The organism is Bacillus sp. IT-79MI2 (assembly GCF_949768135.1).
GTDB lineage: Bacteria > Bacillota > Bacilli > Bacillales > Bacillaceae_G > Bacillus_A > Bacillus_A pseudomycoides.
Window position 1 is genome coordinate 59,359 of the sequence record NZ_CATKPV010000117.1, and the last position, 16,667, is coordinate 76,025.

Genomic DNA, 16,667 nt, shown 5'->3' on the forward strand with positions numbered 1-16,667 from the left:
TCCTTCACTAAAAAATCATATTATTTCAAGATTATATATGAGATTGAAAGTTTTAGGTGAAAACAGTTTATTTCGGGAAGTTAGACTACTTCAAAAAATCAAATTATTTTTACATATTTCATTAAAGGGGTGTAAAAATATGAAAATTCAAATGTATCAACAGAAAAGTCCTTTGAAACAGGAATGTGAGGACTCGTTTTTTTGTAATGAAGAATTGAAAATCTATGGTGTATGTGATGGTGCAACGCCACCCGTCCCATTTCAAGATGAAGAGGGGCATAATGGAGCATATCTAGCTTCAAACGTATTTGCAAGTCATTTTACATCGCTAAAAGAAGTGACAAGTTTGCAAAAAGCAATTGCAAACGCAAACGAAGCATTACAAGAAAAAATGATAGATTATAAGATTGATACGACAAAGAAAGATCATTTATGGTGTACATGTATTGCTGTAGTTCGTATAAAGGATGAAAGCATTCAATATGCTCAACTTGGTGACTGTATGCTTGTTGCTACATTGCATGATGGAACCATAAAGGTGTTAACAAAAGATACAGTGAAAGGAATTAGTGCACGAGCGCAAAGAAAGCGTGAAGAAGATAGGGAAAAGGGACTTCTTGTATGGGAAGAATATATATTTAATGACATTAGGCAGCAACTAAAATATAATCGTTATCTTGCCAATATGCCCAATGGGTATTCAGTAGCAAATGGGATGTCGGAAGCAATTACTTGGATCCAACAAGGGGAATTACCACTTTCTGAAGTGAAAGGAATATTTATTTGTTCGGATGGATTATTTCACCCAGACTGGTCACTTGAGCAAACAGTACAATATGTAAGCATGCATGGTATAAAAGAATATGTTTCTATAATAGAAGAATTAGAAGAACAAAAACGGATTCGACCAGATGATAAAACGATAATCATGATTGAGTTGTAAAAGGAGGATCCTGAATGGAAATTAAGCAAGCAAAACTGACGTTTCAAGATGAATTGCAGCCTTTACAAAACGTAACAAAACTCATCATTCATCACACTGCTGAAGATGGATGGGATGTGTATAAAACACATGAATTCCATCAAAAGGTACGAGGATGGAGTGGCATCGGATATAATTATTTTATTGAAGAAGATGGGACGGTGTTTGAAGGTAGGGGATTATACATTGGAGCCCATGCAAAAGGATATAATAGCAAAACGATAGGGATTTGTATGACAGGTAATTTTGATAAATATGATCCGACTTTAGCGCAAATCGATTCTTTACATTCACTATGTAAGTGGTTTATGAAGAAGTTTTCTATATGTGAAGAACATATACTTGGTCATCGGGAATTAGAAGGTGTCACAAAAACTTGCCCAGGAACACGTTTTTCTATGGTAGAGTTAAGGAAAACATTATCTCAAAAATAGAGGAGAAAAGGATTCATGATGAATGTAAAAATACCAAATGAAAAGAAAGATGAGCTTGTAGAACAAATTCAGAAGTTTTTTGAAGAGGAAGACTTAGATACAATCGGGCGTTTTCAAGCAGAACGTTTAATAGAAGAAATGATAAAATTACTTGGACCATATGCATATAACCAAGCGATTGGAGATGCGAGAAAGTTAATTACAGATAAGTTGTCGAACATAGAAGAGGATTTATACGTATTAGAAAAACAAGAAGGTAAGTAAAAAGAGGCTTAAATATTAAAGAAACATAACTATTAAGAGTAAAGATAGTAAGGATTGAATATCCTATCCATACTATCTTTTTTCATTTCTTATCGTTTTCATGAGTCCAAATTGATTTTGTATAAGCAATATTCATACCGCAGCGTTCCATATTGTTTTGACTTATACTTCCAAAACGAGCTTGACCAACAAGTAATTTACATTGTGATTCAAAAGTTGTGTGGATCCGTTTTTGAATTAATAAAGTATGGCAGCCTCGTCGCTGGTAATCTGGTAAAGTGGCAGAGGCAGCGAGTGAAGCTATACCTTGATTCATATAAAGTACACCTATCCCAGCAGGAATATCTTCAATCGTCGCTATGTAAAAACGCCATCCTGGTTTACCAAAAAGGACTTGGTTATTTTACCTTTTAAAATTTAGGAGAAGTAGGATTTTTTTATGGGAGGAAATTGGAAGATTGCTGTCGAAGGGAGTAGAAACAGAACGAAGGTGGTGCTCTCATGCGAAAGAAAGAGATACATACATGCTCTTATTGTGGCTCTAGCAATATTGGGGAAGGTGAGTTTGTTGGATATGCGCAAATAAGAAAAAAAGAAACGATGTTTACGTCTTCTCCAGTAGATGCTTATATTTGTACGGATTGTGGAAGTATACTTTTGTTGAAAGTGCGAAATTATCAAAAATTCAAGAAGAAACCAATATAAATAGAAGAAAAGCATTCATATCCAATGCTTTATACAAATCGATTAATATTATGCTTGATACATATACGAGATATTCTTGATATATTCGAATATAATTCAAAAAAATAATTAAAAATGATGTATTTGTAAAAAGAACATGTCGTGATATGAAGAGGTATGCGATTTTGTGTGATACATATGTTCAAAAAGACAGAGAGTGGTTTATAAAGGAGTCACTCTCTGTTTTCTATGAGAGGTGTGTGCTAGAAGAAATATTTCTCTGGAAATATTTCAGAAAATACAGAAAAATAAAACTCATAAGTGCGAAAGTTTGGTATAATGTCTAAAAATGAAAACGCTTTAATAGGAGGTTGGGAGAAATATGATGATGAATGTACCATTAACAATTAGTTCAATGATAGAAAGGGCAGAAAAGTTGTTTCCAAAAAAAGAAATTGTTTCACGTACACATGATACTATAACAACTTTAACATACAAGCAATTAGGAGAAAGAACAAGGAGACTCTCTAGTGCGTTACAGAAATTAGGGATAAAAGAGGGAGAACGAGTTGGGACTTTAGCGTGGAATCATCATCGTCATGTGGAAGCGTATTTTGCTATTCCGAGTATTGGATCTGTCTTGCACACTATTAATATTCGTTTATCTGCACAGCATATTTCCTATATTATTGGACATGCAGAAGATCGCATTTTACTCGTTGATGAAGATCTCGTACCCCTCGTTGAAAAAATTCAAAGTGAATTATTGACTGTACAAGCATACATCATTATGACCGACAAAAAAGAACTTCCAGAAACTTCACTAGAGCCGGTCTATCACTACGAACAGCTTCTTACAGAAGGGGATCCTGATTTCCAATTCTTGAAAGATATGGATGAAAACACGCCAGCTGGTATGTGTTATACGTCAGCGACAACAGGTAATCCAAAAGGTGTTGTATATACACATCGTAGTACAGTACTTCATTGTATGGCTCTAGGATTAGCAGATACAGCTGCATTATCTGAAAGTGATGTAGCAATGGCAATTGTTCCAATGTTTCATGTGAATGCTTGGGGATTACCTTTTGCAGCAACGTGGTTTGGATCAAAACAAGTTTTACCTGGTCCGATGTTTACACCGAAAATATTACTTGAAATGATCCAGGATGAAAAAGTGACGTTGGCTGCTGGTGTACCAACGATTTGGCTTGGTGTTTTACAAGAACAGGAAAATAATAACTATGATTTATCAAGTATGAAGCGGATTTTATGCGGGGGTGCTGCTGCACCTAAAAGTGTGATAGCTGCATTCGAACAAAAACATAATGTTCCTTTTGTGCATGCATACGGTATGACGGAAACAAGTCCACTTGTGACACTTGCACGGTTAAAAAGCTATGAAACAGATTTATCCTATGAAGAGCAACTGGAAATTCGATCAAAGCAAGGATATCTTGTGCCAGGCGTTGAAATGAAAGTAGTGGGAGTAAATGGGGAAGTGAAATGGGACGGAACTGAAATGGGAGAATTATGTTTACGAGCACCATGGATAGCTGCAAGTTATTATAACGATGAACGAACGGTAGAAGGATTCCGTGATGGTTGGTTATATACAGGTGATGTTGTTACAGTTGATGAGGAGGGCTGCGTTAAAATTGTTGATCGCACAAAAGATGTTATTAAAAGTGGGGGTGAGTGGATTTCATCTGTAGATTTAGAAAATGCTTTAATGGCACATGAGGCTGTATTTGAAGCTGCAGTTGTCGCGGTACCTCATCCTCAGTGGCAGGAGCGACCTGTTGCATGTGTTGTGCAAAAACAAAATAGTTCTGTAACGAAAGAAGAATTATATGAATTTTTACGACCGCAGTTTGCGAAGTGGTGGTTGCCGGATGATATCGTTTTTATGGAGGAGATCCCTAAAACATCAGTTGGGAAATTTTTGAAACAAGCGTTACGAAAAGAATTAGAGCATTTGCATAGAAGCAGTGAAAAGTAATATATAAGAAAGGGCGACTCACCACGATATGATTGTGAGTCGCTTTTTATATTGAATAATGACTAATTTACAGCGTTTTCGATTGTAAGTTTAAAATATTTGGTCGACATTTTATAGGCTGGATTTTCAAAATAATAGTTGCCTAGTTCGGTAGAAAATTCTTGAACTAATGAGTGCTACTTTTTCCTTGATCGAAAAGCTTATAATAAATGTCAGCAATACTAATAATACAAATTGAAATAGATTTAGAAAAGAGTGAATCATACAAGTTAGCTTTTTATATAGGATACAGCGTCATTTGTTAACTTCAACTGAAAATGTGTTGACATTAAATCTCTGGGAAGGTAATATAACTTCTGTAATATGTTACCTTGAAAGTATTTATAGTTTACAAATAGGAGAAATAGACAGATGAATACAAAGAATTTAGTTTTTGTTGCTTTATTTAGTGCAGTTATGGGTGTGTTAGGACTGATACCACCAATTGCGCTTTCTGTTACACCTGTTCCTATTACATTGCAATCTCTTGGTGTTATGCTTGCAGGAGGATTGCTTGGATCTCGCCTTGGGGCATTAAGTCAGATGGTTTTCTTGTTTGTAGTTGGGATAGGGGCACCATTGTTAGCTGGTGGCCGCGGTGGTCCAGGCGTATTTGTTAGTCCAAGTGCAGGGTATTTAATCGGATACGTTGTTGGAGCGTTTGTGATAGGGTATTTTGTAGAGCGTTTACGCCATGCATCTGTTATAAAAGTATTTTTGATTAATATAATTGGTGGAATTCTAGTTGTTTATATATTTGGCGTGACTGTTCAATCATTTATAATGGATATCTCTGTGTGGCAAGCGATTAAAGTAAGTGTCGTATTTTTGCCAGGTGATTTCGTTAAAGCTGTGATTGCAGCATTTCTTGTACCTCGATTATATCGTTCATTGAAGCACGTCATTACGCCTGCTGTAAAGAATGGTAAAATCTCAAATGCTAGATAAAGAGCGTAAGGGATTTTATAAAATGTAGGAAACACGTATTAGCGTGTTTCTTTTTGTTATCTGAAAGGAAAGGATGAATAGTGGTGGGGATTACATTGTCTTATATAAAACATACTTGTATACATCCGAATAAAATGGCGATAAAGGAAAAAGATAGACTACTAACATATAAAGAATGGCACGAATCTGTTTGCCAAGTTGCAAATTGGCTCAATAAAGAAAAAACAACGAATAAAACGGTCGCGATTTTACTAGAGAATCGTATTGAATTTTTACAGATCTTTGCAGGTGCTGCAATGGCAGGATGGGTTTGTGTTCCACTTGATTTAAAGTGGAAGCAGGACGAACTTGAAGCAAGATTGGAGTTAGCAAATCCCTCTATTGTCATTACCTCTGAGCAATATAAGATGAGTGAATTGCCGCGAATAAATGGAACTGTACTTTCTATCAATAAATGGAATCAGATGGTGGATAATCAGTTAAATACGTATCATTCTTCAGAAAGTGTACAAAACCACCCTTTCTATATGGGGTTTACATCGGGATCAACTGGGGAAGCAAAGGCATTTCTTCGTGCGCAGGATTCTTGGGTTCATAGCTTTGATTGCAATTTGCATGATTTCCATATGAAAAATAATGATACGGTTTTGCTTGCTGGTACATTGGTCCATTCCCTTTTTTTATACGGGGCAATAAGTGCGCTGTATTTAGGGCAAACAGTGTATCTTATAGAAAAATTTATCCCGAGTCATGTTCTATCTATATTGGAACAAGAGAATATTTCAGTGATGTACACAGTTCCGACGATGCTAGAGGCATTATATAAAGAAGAAAGTGTTATTGAACAGGAAATAAAAATTATTTCTTCAGGAGCAAAATGGGAGGCGGAAGCAAAACAGAAAGTAAAAACCGTATTTCCGTATGCAAAAAGATATGAATTTTATGGTGCTTCTGAATTAAGCTTTGTCACAGCACTAACAGATGTAGAAAGTGAAAGAAAAGCCAGTTCAGTTGGAAAGCCATGTCATAATGTGCAAATTCGGATATGTAACGAAAAGGGTAAGGAATTGAAGCAAGGTGAAATTGGAACTATTTATGCGAAAAGTGATCAGTTTTTTATGGGATATTTACTGAACGGAGATCTATCTTGTCAAGTTACAGAAGATGGTTGGATGACTGTACATGACATAGGCTATCAAGATGAGGAAGGTTTTTTATATATAGTAGGTAGAGAAAAAAATATGATTTTATTTGGAGGTATTAATATTTTCCCTGAAGAGATTGAGAGTGTATTGGGCACTCATCCAAATGTTGATGAAATCGTAATTGTTGGTGTGAAGGATGGGTATTGGGGAGAAAAGCCTGTTGCCATTGTAAAGGGAAAAGGAACAAAACAAGAATTGAAACGATTTTGTTTACAGCATTTATCATCTTTCAAAATTCCAAGAGAGTGGTATTTTATTGATGAAATTCCTCATACAAGCAGTGGGAAAATTGCTCGTGAAGTGGCAAAACATATAGTTGTAAAACAGGAGAAAGTATATGAATAGAGCGGTGATTGTACTAGCAAAACGAACGCCTATTGGCAAGCGAAATGGAATATTGAGAGAGTATGAAGTACAGCAATTGGCAGCACCTATACTGGCGCACTTAAGTAAAGGTATAGAGCATGAAATAGACGATGTAATATTAGGAAACGTTGTTGGACCAGGCGGAAATATTGCACGGTTATCGGCACTTGAAGCTGGGCTGCTATATAAGGTACCAGGTGTAACAATTGATCGCCAATGCGGGGCTGGATTAGAAGCAATTCGGATGGCTTGTCACTTGATTCAAGGTGGTGCAGGGAATTGCTATATTGCCGGTGGTGTTGAAAGTACAAGTACATCTCCTTTTGAGAAGAGAGCTCGCTTTTCTCCTGATTTTATCGGAGATCCAGATATGGGGATAGCAGCTGAACATGTAGCAGAGCGCTACAAAATTACAAGGGATATGCAGGATGAGTATGCTTGTTTCAGTTATAAAAGAACATTGGGAGCGCTAGAAAAAGGATATTTACAAGAAGAAATTATCCCGATTTCTTCAAATGTAACGGAGGATGAAACGATAAAGTACGGAATGAATTATGAACGAATTATAAAGAGAACAAGGCCAGCTTTTTTACAAGGAGGAACAGTGACAGCAGGAAATTCTTGTGGTGTGAATGATGGAGCTTGTGCTGTGCTTGTAATGGAGGAGGGAAAGGCTCGTGAACTTGGATATAAGCCGATTCTTCGGTTTGTTCATAGTACTGTTATTGGTGTAGATCCACATTTACCAGGGAGTGGGCCTATATATGCTGTGCAAAAGTTATTACAAGATCAGAACCTATCAATAGACGATGTTGATTATATTGAAATGAATGAGGCCTTTGCTGCTAAGATTGTGGCCTGTGCGCAAGAATTACAAATTTCCTATGAAAAGTTAAATGTAAACGGTGGAGCAATTGCTCTCGGTCATCCTTACGGTGCATCAGGAGCTATGCTTGTGACTCGGTTATTCTATCAAGTACAAAGAAGAAAGGCGCAATACGTAGTAGCAACATTAGGTATTGGCGGGGGAATTGGGCTTGCTCTATTATTTGAAAAAGTAGAGGGCTAGAAAAAATCTAGTTTTCTACTTTTTTGGTTCATAGACATTACTTCCAGGTTTTGATTTTATTTCATTCCAAGCAGAGATAGCATCGACTTTTGTTTTTCCTTTGTTATATGAATCTTGGAAAAAGGCACGTGTAAAGCGATTGTATTCAAATTGAGCACCGATGTTTGGTTTATATGAAGGATCATTTTTTCTTTCTTGTTCTTCATACCAAAACGTCACAGCATCTTCATATGTTTTTCCGATATTTTCTTTGAAGAAGTTTTGTAGTGTTACTGTGAATCGGAATTTTGCACCGATTATTTCTTTGAAAAAAGCCCGAACATCTTCGCTACAGCGGTGATTTTCAGTAATAATGGTTTGTAGAGAAAGTGGCTCATAAGAAGAAGGTAGGATTTGTTTTTTTCTGGCGGGACTATTTTTCAGTATTTTACCTGTAGTTAAAAAGGTTGCAATGCGCTCAGTAACTTCTATTTTAGAACCACTTGTTGGCAAATCATATTCACGACAAAATTCCTGCAACTCTGTTTTTAGCCAATAATAATTTTTAAAATCTTCAATTAGTATGTTTCTTGTTAAAGGCGGACGCATAGAAATCGCTTCTTTCTTCTATAATTTCCTTAATTGTAAAACATATGTTCCTTTTGTGGAAGGGGTTTAGCTAATAATCTAGAATTATATAGCTTGGAAGTCATATGTATAGAATGAAAAGAGGAGACTATATGAATCATTTATTACAAGTTCGAGTAACTGGAATTTTGATTGAGAAAGAAAACCTTTTAATTGTAAAGCAAAAAGTTTCTGATCGAAATTGGTCTTTACCAGGCGGAAGAGTAGAGGGTGGAGAAATGTTAGAAGAAGCTATGATTCTAGAAATGAGAGAAGAGACGGGATTGGAAACTAGAATTAAGAAATTACTATATATTTGTGATAAACCGGATGTTACGCCATCACTAGTACATATTACGTTTTTACTTGAAAGGGTGTCGGGAGAAATAAAGTTACCGTCTAATGAATTTGATCATAATCCAATCCATGATGTGAAGATGGTACCACTAACAGAATTACGAAATTATCATTTTTCTGAGGCATTTATCGAACTTATTGAAAAAGGATTTCCTAATGCAGGAACTTATCAAGGATTGAAACAAAATATTGGCTTGTAAGTAGATAAAAATCTAAAGGATAGCATCAGGCTATCCTTTAGATTTTACTTTAAAAAGTTTCTTGTGATAAATGAATAAGATGAGCTAGAAATTCTTCACCTGTAATAATTGCTTTTCCTCCGCCGCGAGCGCTTTTTTGATTACCGCCGCCTTTTCCTTCAATAGTAGGAAGAGCATTTTTCAAAATTGTATTCATGTTTGCTGTTACCGCTTTCCCGCATGCAAGAACGCATTGTAATTTTTCTTCATTTTCGGTAACCAGGTATGTAATAGAGTTTTCATTTTGTTCGGTAATGATAGCTGATAATTTCGTGATTTCCTGCATGGAACGATTTGTAAAGACTTTAGAAATGAGTGTTCCAGCATGTATGTCTATGGATTGTTGCAGCAATTTATTTGCTTCTACGAAAAGTAGTTTTTCGTTCATAGTTTGTAGTGCTTTTTCGCTTTCTTCTTGAGAGGTAAGAAGCTGGGTTACTTTATTTGGAATATCATTTTCACTACTATTTAACTGTTTGGAAACGTCTTTAATAATTTGTTGATGACGCTCCATTAACTTGAGTACACGCCATCCTGCAACAAATGTTAAACGGATACCACCTTTATTTCGCTCCCACCCTATTATATGAATTGGCCCCACTTCACCTGTATATTTTGGATGTGTACCACCACAACCGTTATAATCATAGTTTTCAATGATTACAACGCGAATATTTTCTGTAATTGTTGGTTCTTTTCGGAGCGGTAACTGTTTTGCTTCCTCTAAGTTCATCCATTTAATATGGATAGGATGATTTTCAAAGACAATTTGATTTGCAATTTGGAGTGCGCTAGTGGCTGTTTCTATCAAAAGCTCAGGCGTGTCTAAATCAATTGTTATCGTTTCTTTTCCAAGATGAAAACCAATTGTAGGAATGTCAAAATGATCCCAAAATGCAGCGGATAGGATATGCTGAGCTGTATGTTGTTGCATATGATCAAAACGACGCTGCCAATTAATTTTACCTGTTACTTCTTTTGTATGTAATTCACTTGATATAAAATGACGGATTTCGCCCTCAACTTCCTCAACATTGACGACGGAAGCTTCATTTAATGTTCCTGTATCATGTGGTTGCCCACCGCCAGTTGGGTAAAATGCTGTTTCTGTCAAAGTAACATATAATTTTTCTTCGCTATCATAGGCCTGTTTAATAATTTGAGCTGTAAATGTTTGCTGATAGGCATCGATGTAATATAATTTTTGGTTCACTTTCGTACTCCTTTCTATCTCACTAGTTTCATTGTAAAGCAATCTAAATAAGTTTCCTAATATTTCAGAAGAAAAAACCTCTTTTTTAGAATTTTCTTGCTATAATAAGAAAAAGGGAATATACGGGGGTGGATGAAATGCTGTATGAAAATGGCGTAGACAAATTGATTCGTCTCAATACAAATATTTCTGAACTATATCGAGAATTACATGATATGACTCGGACTTTAATGGAGTGTAATCGAGAAAGTATAATATTCGATCGGTTATATGTGAAAGAGTTATTATGGAAAAAAGAAGATGTGTCCGCTATGTATGATCAGCTTCTCGTTCAGCTTTGTATCAATGAATGCTTTGATTTAAAAAGTGTCATCACTGGTGAATACAAATATACGTATGAGGAAGTGGAAAATGCGGTTCTTGAATTTAATGAAAAGTATGATGTGAACATCCTAATCAAGGACGTTTGCAAAGAATTACAGTTTACATATGGTATTGACATGGAATTATCTAGGACAGCCAAGGTATAATTATATTTACTATAGAAACAGGGAAAAGAAAGCTGTTAGTTTGCTTTCTTTTTCTATGCATATGTATGAAGTAGGGTTAGAAGGTTAATTTTACCCCGCATTAACGGACAGTAATCCTCCCTATCTCAAGGTTCAGAGAGAAGCAAAGAAGATAGGTGGGGGGATGAAGAACCCCACACTGATGGAAGTTTCACTTTATATAAAATAAAGAAAAAACAGGGTAGGAAAAATTAGTAACAAACTTTTTCCACTCTGTTTTTATATAACGTTTTAATTAAAAAAAAGAACTTTTTTCTCATGTTCATTTGCAACTTCAGTTTTTGAAATGTGTATGGCAAGAAAGCCATTTTCTAAACAGGCTAGCATTTTTTTATAGATGATGTTAGCAGGTAAAGAAATTGTTCGTTGCAAGGACGAGTTCTTATGAAATATATGAATTGCTAGGCCTGTCTCCATCTTGTTTATAAGTACATTTTGTTCTGACACATTAGGGATATCAGTTTCTAAAATATACTCTTGCTCCGTTTCGCAAAGATCAATGTGGATGTGATTAGGGAAACTGAAGTTGTCGTATGAATCAGAGCAAAACTGATCCATCCATTCTTCAAAACCATCAACATGAAAAAGACAGTTTTTCTTTTTCTTGCCCATGTAAGACACCCTCCGTAAAGTCTCAATTCATATTATAATATGCATTAAGAAATTAGAGGTGAAAAACAAACTAGAAAATATGTTGAGTGGTTTGTTGTAAATAGCTTAAGTGAGAAGGACAATGCATGTGCATTGTCCTTCTTTTACATATCGTGATGCGCGTGATTTTTTTGTCTTGAATGATTTCGGTTTTTTACTTTATGTGACCCACTTAGCGGCTCAGGTTGCCCAGAGGGCTGTCCTTTTTTTGTGTTTTGACGAATAGACTTGCTATTGTTTTTTTCCATGTTGTGTTGCACCTCCTTCTTGTATTTAGAATGAGAGAACTTTGTAAATTTATACGAGAATGTTTTTATGAAAAAAGGTAAAGCTAAGTAAGACTAACTATAACAGAAAGGGGAAAGCGTATGCCGTATCATAAAGATAAACAGCAAGCTTTTCAAGCCGCACAACAAGGAGTCGTACAAGCGGAAAATTTATACAACAATATTGTGAAAAATGACCCGAATTATGGTCAGGATTTAAAGCATTTACGCCAAGAAGTTCAAGAGGCATATGAACAAATTCAAAATGCATTGGAAGTAGCATCTGAAACACAACGTCCACAACTTGAGCGGTATGAAAGTAATTTGCAAAACATTATACGAGATGTGGATCTGCTAGGCGATTGAACAGGTTGTATGAGTTCAACAACCTGTTCAAGTTTGGAGTCAATATGTTGAAAAGAAAAATTTCTGTAATAATCATTTGTTTGGTTTGTGTAGTACATATATTTCAAGTGGACAAAGTAGAAGCGAAAATGCTGATGAGAAAAGAATTAGAGCCTACGGGTTATGTAACGTGGGAGGTACCAAATAACGAGAAGATAATTGCAATTACATTTGATGATGGTCCGGATCCTACGTATACTCCGCAGGTGTTAAAGCTATTACACCAATATAAAGCTGAGGCAACTTTTTTTATGATTGGTTTTCGGGTTCAGCGGAATCCGTATTTAGTTAAGCAGGTGCTAAAGGAAGGACATGAGATTGGAAATCATACGATGAATCATTTATATGCTAGAAGTGCATCTGATGAAAGATTAAAAGATGATATTTTAGCGGGGAAAAAGTATTTACAAAAGTGGGTAAAGGAGCCGCTACTTTTCCGTCCACCAGGTGGATATATTAACGATGCAGTTTTTACAACGGCAAAAGAAGCGGGTTATCAAACCGTTTTATGGTCTTGGCATCAAGATCCAAAAGATTGGGCAAATCCAGGAACTGAGTCCATTGTGAATCATGTTGTGAAAAATGCGAAGAGCGGAGATATTGTGTTACTGCATGACGGAGGAAATGATCGTAGTCAAACGGTAGCTGCATTAGAAAAAATCCTGTCGGCCCTTCAAAAGGAAGGGTATCGATTTGTGAAAGTTTCGGAATTGTTACGTTATAAGCATTAAATAAAAATCCCAAAAGGATTTCCTTTTGGGATTTTTCATTATTGATTCTTTTTACGTTTTTTATTATTTTGACGCTGAGCTGGTGTTAGTGGCTCGTTTGCGAATTCTTCATTATAGCCAGTTCCTTGTCCTTGTGCTGATGCAGCATTCATTCCTGAAATTACATGATTTGCTTTACGTTTACCCATTTATTTTCACCTCTACAATGTTTTCTTTATAAAAATACTTCTCTGTTCATTACATGTATGAACAGAGAAGAAAAGCTCCAAAAAGAAAGCTTTACTTTATGATAATAGTATTCATAAGGAGAGCGAATACTATTCGGATTTAGAGAGATAAAGAAAACTTATGATAAACCATAAGTTTCTTATTATTTACTTATTTAGAAAGTTGTAATAAGATATTATCGTAAGGTATTGAAAAATTTGTCTACATTTTATATTCAGACAACTTAGTCACGTTTAACAGGGGGGAAACATAATGGTCAAACATAATCCATTTCAATCTCGTGAAACATTTGAAGTAGATGGAAAAACGTATCATTATTATCAATTGAAAGCGCTTGAAAACGCAGGGGTTGGCAACGTATCAAAATTACCGTATTCAATTAAAGTTTTGCTTGAATCTGTACTTCGTCAAGTTGATGGACGTGTAATTACAGAAGAGCATGTTACAAATTTAGCGAAGTGGGGAACGAAAGATGTTCAAGATATCGATGTTCCATTTAAACCATCTCGCGTAATTTTACAAGACTTCACAGGTGTTCCAGCTGTCGTTGATTTGGCTTCACTTCGAAAAGCAATGGCGGACATGGGTGGAGATCCTGATAAAATTAATCCAGAAATTACTGTAGACCTTGTAATCGATCACTCTGTACAGGTTGATAGAGCGGGTACAGCAGACGCGCTTGAATTCAACATGGACTTAGAGTTTAAACGTAATGAAGAACGTTATAAATTTTTAAGCTGGGCACAAAAATCGTTTGATAACTATCGTGCAGTGCCACCAGCAACAGGTATTGTACACCAAGTAAACCTTGAGTATTTAGCACCAGTTGTTCATGCGGTGAAAAATGCTGAAGGTGAATTAGTTGCATATCCAGATTCATTAGTGGGAACAGACTCTCATACTACAATGATTAATGGTATCGGTGTCCTTGGATGGGGCGTTGGTGGTATTGAGGCAGAAGCAGGGATGCTTGGACAACCTTCATACTTCCCAGTACCAGAAGTAATCGGTGTTAAATTAACTGGTACACTTCCAAGTGGTACAACAGCAACAGACGTTGCGTTAAAAGTAACACAAGTGTTACGTCAGAAAGGTGTAGTTGGTAAATTTGTTGAGTTCTTCGGTAGCGGACTACAGAGCATGCCTTTAGCTGACCGTGCAACAATTTCAAACATGGCACCAGAATACGGTGCAACTTGTGGATTCTTCCCAATTGATGAAATTTCATTAGATTACTTACGTTTAACAGGAAGAGACGAAGAACAAATTCGCATTGTTGAAGAATACTGTAAAGCAAACGGTTTATTCTATACAGCAGACAGCAAAGATCCAATTTATACAGATCTTGTTGAAATTGATTTAAATACAATTGAATCTAACCTTTCAGGACCAAAACGTCCACAAGATTTAATCCCTCTTTCAAACATGAAAGATGAGTTCCATAAAGCGGTTGTGGCACCAGTTGGAACGCAAGGACTTGGGTTCAATGAACAAGAATTTGATAAAGAAGTGAAAGTTGCATTAAAAGATCAAGAAGTAACGATGAAAACAGGTGCAATTGCAATCGCTGCGATTACAAGCTGTACAAATACATCTAACCCATATGTATTAATTGGTGCAGGCTTAGTTGCGAAAAAAGCAATTGAAAAAGGACTTAAAGTACCTGGTTATGTAAAAACATCATTAGCACCAGGATCTAAAGTAGTAACGGAATACTTAGATAAATCAGGCCTAACAACTTATTTAGATCAATTAGGATTCCAAACAGTTGGTTACGGATGTACAACTTGTATCGGTAACTCTGGCCCATTAGAACTAGAATTAGAAGAAGCAATTGCGGCAAATGACCTATTAGTAACATCTGTTCTATCTGGTAACCGTAACTTTGAAGGTCGTATTCATCCGCTTGTAAAAGCGAACTACTTAGCATCACCACCACTTGTTGTGGCGTATGCACTTGCTGGTACAGTCGATATCGACTTGAAAAATGATGCAATCGGTAAAGATGCAAACGGTAACCCGATTTACTTTAACGACATTTGGCCATCAGCTAAAGAAATTGAAGAAGTGGTTCAAAGCGTCGTAACGTCTGAATTGTTCAAAAAAGAATATGCACAAGTATTTAACAGCAATGAACGCTGGAATGAAATCCAAACTTCAAATGAAGCGTTATATACTTGGGATAATGACTCAACATACATTCAAAATCCACCGTTCTTTGAAGGATTATCAAAAGAACCAGGTGAAGTAGAAACCCTTTCAGGTTTACGCGTAGTTGGTAAATTTGGTGACTCTGTAACAACAGACCATATTTCACCAGCAGGTTCAATTGGTAAACATACACCAGCAGGCCGCTATTTATTAGAAAATGGCGTACAGCCAGTTGACTTTAACTCTTATGGTTCTCGCCGTGGTAATCATGAAGTTATGATGCGTGGTACATTCGCAAATATCCGTATCAAAAACCAAATCGCACCAGGAACAGAAGGTGGATATACAACTTACTGGCCAACTGGTGAAGTAACATCTATCTATGATGCTGCGATGAAATATAAAGAAGATGGCACTGGACTTCTTGTAGTTGCTGGTAAAGATTACGGTATGGGAAGCTCTCGTGACTGGGCTGCGAAAGGTACAAACCTTTTAGGAATTAAAGCAGTTATCGCAGAAAGTTTCGAACGTATTCACCGTAGTAACTTAGTACTAATGGGTGTATTACCATTACAATTTAAAGATGGCGAAAGTACAGAAACATTAGGTCTTGTTGGTAACGAATCATTTGAAATTCAAATTGATAAAACAGTTAAGCCACGTGACCTTGTAAAAGTAGTTGCAATTGACCCAGAAGGAAACGAAAAACAATTTGAAGTAATAGCACGTTTCGACAGTGAAGTTGAGATTGACTACTATCGCCACGGTGGTATCCTGCAAATGGTTCTTCGTGAGAAAGTTGAAGAATCTAAGGTGTCAAACTAAGTAAAATGTTGTAGTAAACGAGAAAAGTAAATATTTTCAATCAAAATGAGGAAGCTGACTGATGTTAGCTTCCTCATTTTATGGGCAATTATCTTTATTCTGGTTTATTGAGCTTGTATTCGTATGTAGAATAGTTTTCGGTATTAAATTCTTTTACTAATATAATCTTATTTGTGTCCGGATCATATTTGAAAATTTTGATAGTATGTCTATCACCACTTGTAGGATCATCTTCTTGTAAAGCAAATGTATTTTCTGCAATTTGTGTCATATTATTAGTTGGTACATCCATTCTTGGAGTGTCGTGATTTGTAGAGACTTCAACAACCTTCCCTCTGTCAAAAAATATAAGGACTAAAATTAAGATGACAAAACATATGCGCATATAGCGTAGTTCTTTACTAATTGGATGCTCTCCCATAGCATTCGTCCT

Annotated in this window: 19 protein-coding genes and 1 pseudogene; 13 read left to right on the top strand and 7 right to left on the bottom strand. The window is 36.1% G+C overall.

The annotated features are described in order from the left end of the window. The first annotated feature begins 139 nt into the window (after positions 1-139). Genes ACM6HU_RS25770 through ACM6HU_RS25780 form a run of 3 tightly spaced genes read left to right on the top strand, consistent with a single transcriptional unit; the run spans position 140 to position 1,680 of the window. Entirely contained in the window at positions 140-943 is an 804-nt protein-coding gene (locus ACM6HU_RS25770) for a protein phosphatase 2C domain-containing protein (protein ID WP_016131809.1), read from the top strand. A 14-nt stretch (positions 944-957) separates the two neighbouring features. Then, positions 958-1,416 carry a peptidoglycan recognition family protein gene (locus ACM6HU_RS25775; RefSeq protein ID WP_016133198.1) on the top strand — a complete coding sequence of 153 codons (459 nt, stop codon included), beginning with the start codon at positions 958-960 and terminating at the stop codon, positions 1,414-1,416. 15 nt (positions 1,417-1,431) lie between these two features. Further along, positions 1,432-1,680 (top strand): DUF2164 domain-containing protein, encoded by a 249-nt coding sequence (locus ACM6HU_RS25780; RefSeq protein WP_016115736.1) that lies wholly within the window; start codon positions 1,432-1,434, stop codon positions 1,678-1,680. Between the two features lie 82 nt (positions 1,681-1,762). Here the strand turns inward: ACM6HU_RS25780 and ACM6HU_RS25785 are convergent. Beyond that, a pseudogene (locus ACM6HU_RS25785) lies at positions 1,763-2,083 on the bottom strand (GNAT family N-acetyltransferase); the annotation flags it as partial. Positions 2,084-2,181: 98 nt separating this feature from the next. Here ACM6HU_RS25785 and ACM6HU_RS25790 point away from each other — a divergent pair. From ACM6HU_RS25790 to ACM6HU_RS25810, 5 genes are all read left to right on the top strand, one after another. Beyond that, positions 2,182-2,385 carry a hypothetical protein gene (locus ACM6HU_RS25790; protein ID WP_016115734.1) on the top strand — a complete coding sequence of 68 codons (204 nt, stop codon included), beginning with the start codon at positions 2,182-2,184 and terminating at the stop codon, positions 2,383-2,385. 361 nt (positions 2,386-2,746) lie between these two features. Next, positions 2,747-4,366, top strand: a complete 1,620-nt coding sequence (locus ACM6HU_RS25795) for a long-chain fatty acid--CoA ligase (protein WP_414848516.1) — start codon at positions 2,747-2,749, stop codon at positions 4,364-4,366. Positions 4,367-4,777: 411 nt separating this feature from the next. Beyond that, complete coding sequence (locus ACM6HU_RS25800; protein WP_016131805.1) at positions 4,778-5,353, top strand: biotin transporter BioY; 576 nt, start codon at positions 4,778-4,780, stop codon at positions 5,351-5,353. Between the two features lie 83 nt (positions 5,354-5,436). Beyond that, positions 5,437-6,903 carry an acyl-CoA synthetase gene (locus ACM6HU_RS25805; protein ID WP_033671390.1) on the top strand — a complete coding sequence of 489 codons (1,467 nt, stop codon included), beginning with the start codon at positions 5,437-5,439 and terminating at the stop codon, positions 6,901-6,903. After that, positions 6,896-7,993, top strand: coding sequence for an acetyl-CoA C-acyltransferase (locus ACM6HU_RS25810; RefSeq protein ID WP_016131803.1), 1,098 nt, complete (start codon positions 6,896-6,898; stop codon positions 7,991-7,993). Before ACM6HU_RS25805 ends, ACM6HU_RS25810 begins: the two co-directional genes overlap by 8 nt. A 15-nt stretch (positions 7,994-8,008) precedes the next feature. On the opposite strand, the gene ACM6HU_RS25815 is transcribed toward ACM6HU_RS25810, so the two are convergent. Continuing rightward, positions 8,009-8,581 carry a DUF6434 domain-containing protein gene (locus tag ACM6HU_RS25815; RefSeq protein ID WP_016115730.1) on the bottom strand — a complete coding sequence of 191 codons (573 nt, stop codon included), beginning with the start codon at positions 8,579-8,581 and terminating at the stop codon, positions 8,009-8,011. Positions 8,582-8,712: 131 nt separating this feature from the next. Here ACM6HU_RS25815 and ACM6HU_RS25820 point away from each other — a divergent pair, with 131 nt between their 5' ends. Further along, positions 8,713-9,156, top strand: coding sequence for an NUDIX hydrolase (locus ACM6HU_RS25820; RefSeq protein ID WP_016131802.1), 444 nt, complete (start codon positions 8,713-8,715; stop codon positions 9,154-9,156). A gap of 49 nt (positions 9,157-9,205) precedes the next feature. On the opposite strand, the gene ACM6HU_RS25825 is transcribed toward ACM6HU_RS25820, so the two are convergent. Continuing rightward, positions 9,206-10,426 (bottom strand): alanyl-tRNA editing protein, encoded by a 1,221-nt coding sequence (locus tag ACM6HU_RS25825; protein WP_077294950.1) that lies wholly within the window; start codon positions 10,424-10,426, stop codon positions 9,206-9,208. A gap of 119 nt (positions 10,427-10,545) precedes the next feature. Between ACM6HU_RS25825 and ACM6HU_RS25830 the strand changes: the two genes are divergently transcribed. Then, entirely contained in the window at positions 10,546-10,938 is a 393-nt protein-coding gene (locus ACM6HU_RS25830; RefSeq protein WP_016115727.1) for a hypothetical protein, read from the top strand. Positions 10,939-11,208: 270 nt separating this feature from the next. Here ACM6HU_RS25830 and ACM6HU_RS25835 read toward each other — a convergent pair whose 3' ends face one another. Beyond that, on the bottom strand, positions 11,209-11,589 hold the full coding sequence (locus ACM6HU_RS25835) for an Hsp20 family protein (protein WP_016115726.1): 381 nt from the start codon (positions 11,587-11,589) through the stop codon (positions 11,209-11,211). Between the two features lie 143 nt (positions 11,590-11,732). Then, complete coding sequence (locus ACM6HU_RS25840; protein ID WP_000414451.1) at positions 11,733-11,876, bottom strand: small acid-soluble spore protein P; 144 nt, start codon at positions 11,874-11,876, stop codon at positions 11,733-11,735. A 120-nt stretch (positions 11,877-11,996) separates the two neighbouring features. Between ACM6HU_RS25840 and ACM6HU_RS25845 the strand changes: the two genes are divergently transcribed. Together ACM6HU_RS25845 and ACM6HU_RS25850 are read left to right on the top strand one after the other, a co-directional pair. Then, positions 11,997-12,260, top strand: coding sequence for a hypothetical protein (locus ACM6HU_RS25845; RefSeq protein WP_016131800.1), 264 nt, complete (start codon positions 11,997-11,999; stop codon positions 12,258-12,260). Between the two features lie 44 nt (positions 12,261-12,304). After that, positions 12,305-13,030: a polysaccharide deacetylase family protein gene (locus tag ACM6HU_RS25850; RefSeq protein WP_016115724.1), complete on the top strand. Its 726-nt coding sequence runs from the start codon at positions 12,305-12,307 to the stop codon at positions 13,028-13,030. A 38-nt stretch (positions 13,031-13,068) separates the two neighbouring features. Here ACM6HU_RS25850 and sspO read toward each other — a convergent pair whose 3' ends face one another. Next, the gene (gene sspO / locus ACM6HU_RS25855; RefSeq protein WP_003199101.1) at positions 13,069-13,218 is read right to left on the bottom strand and encodes a small acid-soluble spore protein O; all 150 of its coding nucleotides are present in this window, start codon (positions 13,216-13,218) and stop codon (positions 13,069-13,071) included. Positions 13,219-13,510: 292 nt separating this feature from the next. Between sspO and acnA the strand changes: the two genes are divergently transcribed. After that, entirely contained in the window at positions 13,511-16,234 is a 2,724-nt protein-coding gene (gene acnA, locus ACM6HU_RS25860) for an aconitate hydratase AcnA (RefSeq protein ID WP_016131799.1), read from the top strand. A 94-nt stretch (positions 16,235-16,328) separates the two neighbouring features. On the opposite strand, the gene ACM6HU_RS25865 is transcribed toward acnA, so the two are convergent. Beyond that, complete coding sequence (locus tag ACM6HU_RS25865; RefSeq protein ID WP_016131798.1) at positions 16,329-16,655, bottom strand: YmzC family protein; 327 nt, start codon at positions 16,653-16,655, stop codon at positions 16,329-16,331. Positions 16,656-16,667 lie beyond the last annotated feature (12 nt).

Coding starts and splice junctions, on each gene's coding strand:
- ACM6HU_RS25845 (WP_016131800.1), top strand. CDS start 11,997: ATGCCGTATCATAAAGATAAACAGCAAGCTTTTCAAGCCGCACAACAA.
- ACM6HU_RS25850 (WP_016115724.1), top strand. CDS start 12,305: ATGTTGAAAAGAAAAATTTCTGTAATAATCATTTGTTTGGTTTGTGTA.
- ACM6HU_RS25780 (WP_016115736.1), top strand. CDS start 1,432: ATGATGAATGTAAAAATACCAAATGAAAAGAAAGATGAGCTTGTAGAA.
- ACM6HU_RS25840 (WP_000414451.1), bottom strand. CDS start 11,876: ATGGAAAAAAACAATAGCAAGTCTATTCGTCAAAACACAAAAAAAGGA.
- ACM6HU_RS25830 (WP_016115727.1), top strand. CDS start 10,546: ATGCTGTATGAAAATGGCGTAGACAAATTGATTCGTCTCAATACAAAT.
- ACM6HU_RS25810 (WP_016131803.1), top strand. CDS start 6,896: ATGAATAGAGCGGTGATTGTACTAGCAAAACGAACGCCTATTGGCAAG.
- ACM6HU_RS25815 (WP_016115730.1), bottom strand. CDS start 8,581: ATGCGTCCGCCTTTAACAAGAAACATACTAATTGAAGATTTTAAAAAT.
- ACM6HU_RS25790 (WP_016115734.1), top strand. CDS start 2,182: ATGCGAAAGAAAGAGATACATACATGCTCTTATTGTGGCTCTAGCAAT.
- ACM6HU_RS25835 (WP_016115726.1), bottom strand. CDS start 11,589: ATGGGCAAGAAAAAGAAAAACTGTCTTTTTCATGTTGATGGTTTTGAA.
- ACM6HU_RS25865 (WP_016131798.1), bottom strand. CDS start 16,655: ATGGGAGAGCATCCAATTAGTAAAGAACTACGCTATATGCGCATATGT.
- ACM6HU_RS25800 (WP_016131805.1), top strand. CDS start 4,778: ATGAATACAAAGAATTTAGTTTTTGTTGCTTTATTTAGTGCAGTTATG.
- ACM6HU_RS25770 (WP_016131809.1), top strand. CDS start 140: ATGAAAATTCAAATGTATCAACAGAAAAGTCCTTTGAAACAGGAATGT.
- ACM6HU_RS25820 (WP_016131802.1), top strand. CDS start 8,713: ATGAATCATTTATTACAAGTTCGAGTAACTGGAATTTTGATTGAGAAA.
- sspO (WP_003199101.1), bottom strand. CDS start 13,218: ATGGGTAAACGTAAAGCAAATCATGTAATTTCAGGAATGAATGCTGCA.
- ACM6HU_RS25775 (WP_016133198.1), top strand. CDS start 958: ATGGAAATTAAGCAAGCAAAACTGACGTTTCAAGATGAATTGCAGCCT.
- acnA (WP_016131799.1), top strand. CDS start 13,511: ATGGTCAAACATAATCCATTTCAATCTCGTGAAACATTTGAAGTAGAT.
- ACM6HU_RS25795 (WP_414848516.1), top strand. CDS start 2,747: ATGATGATGAATGTACCATTAACAATTAGTTCAATGATAGAAAGGGCA.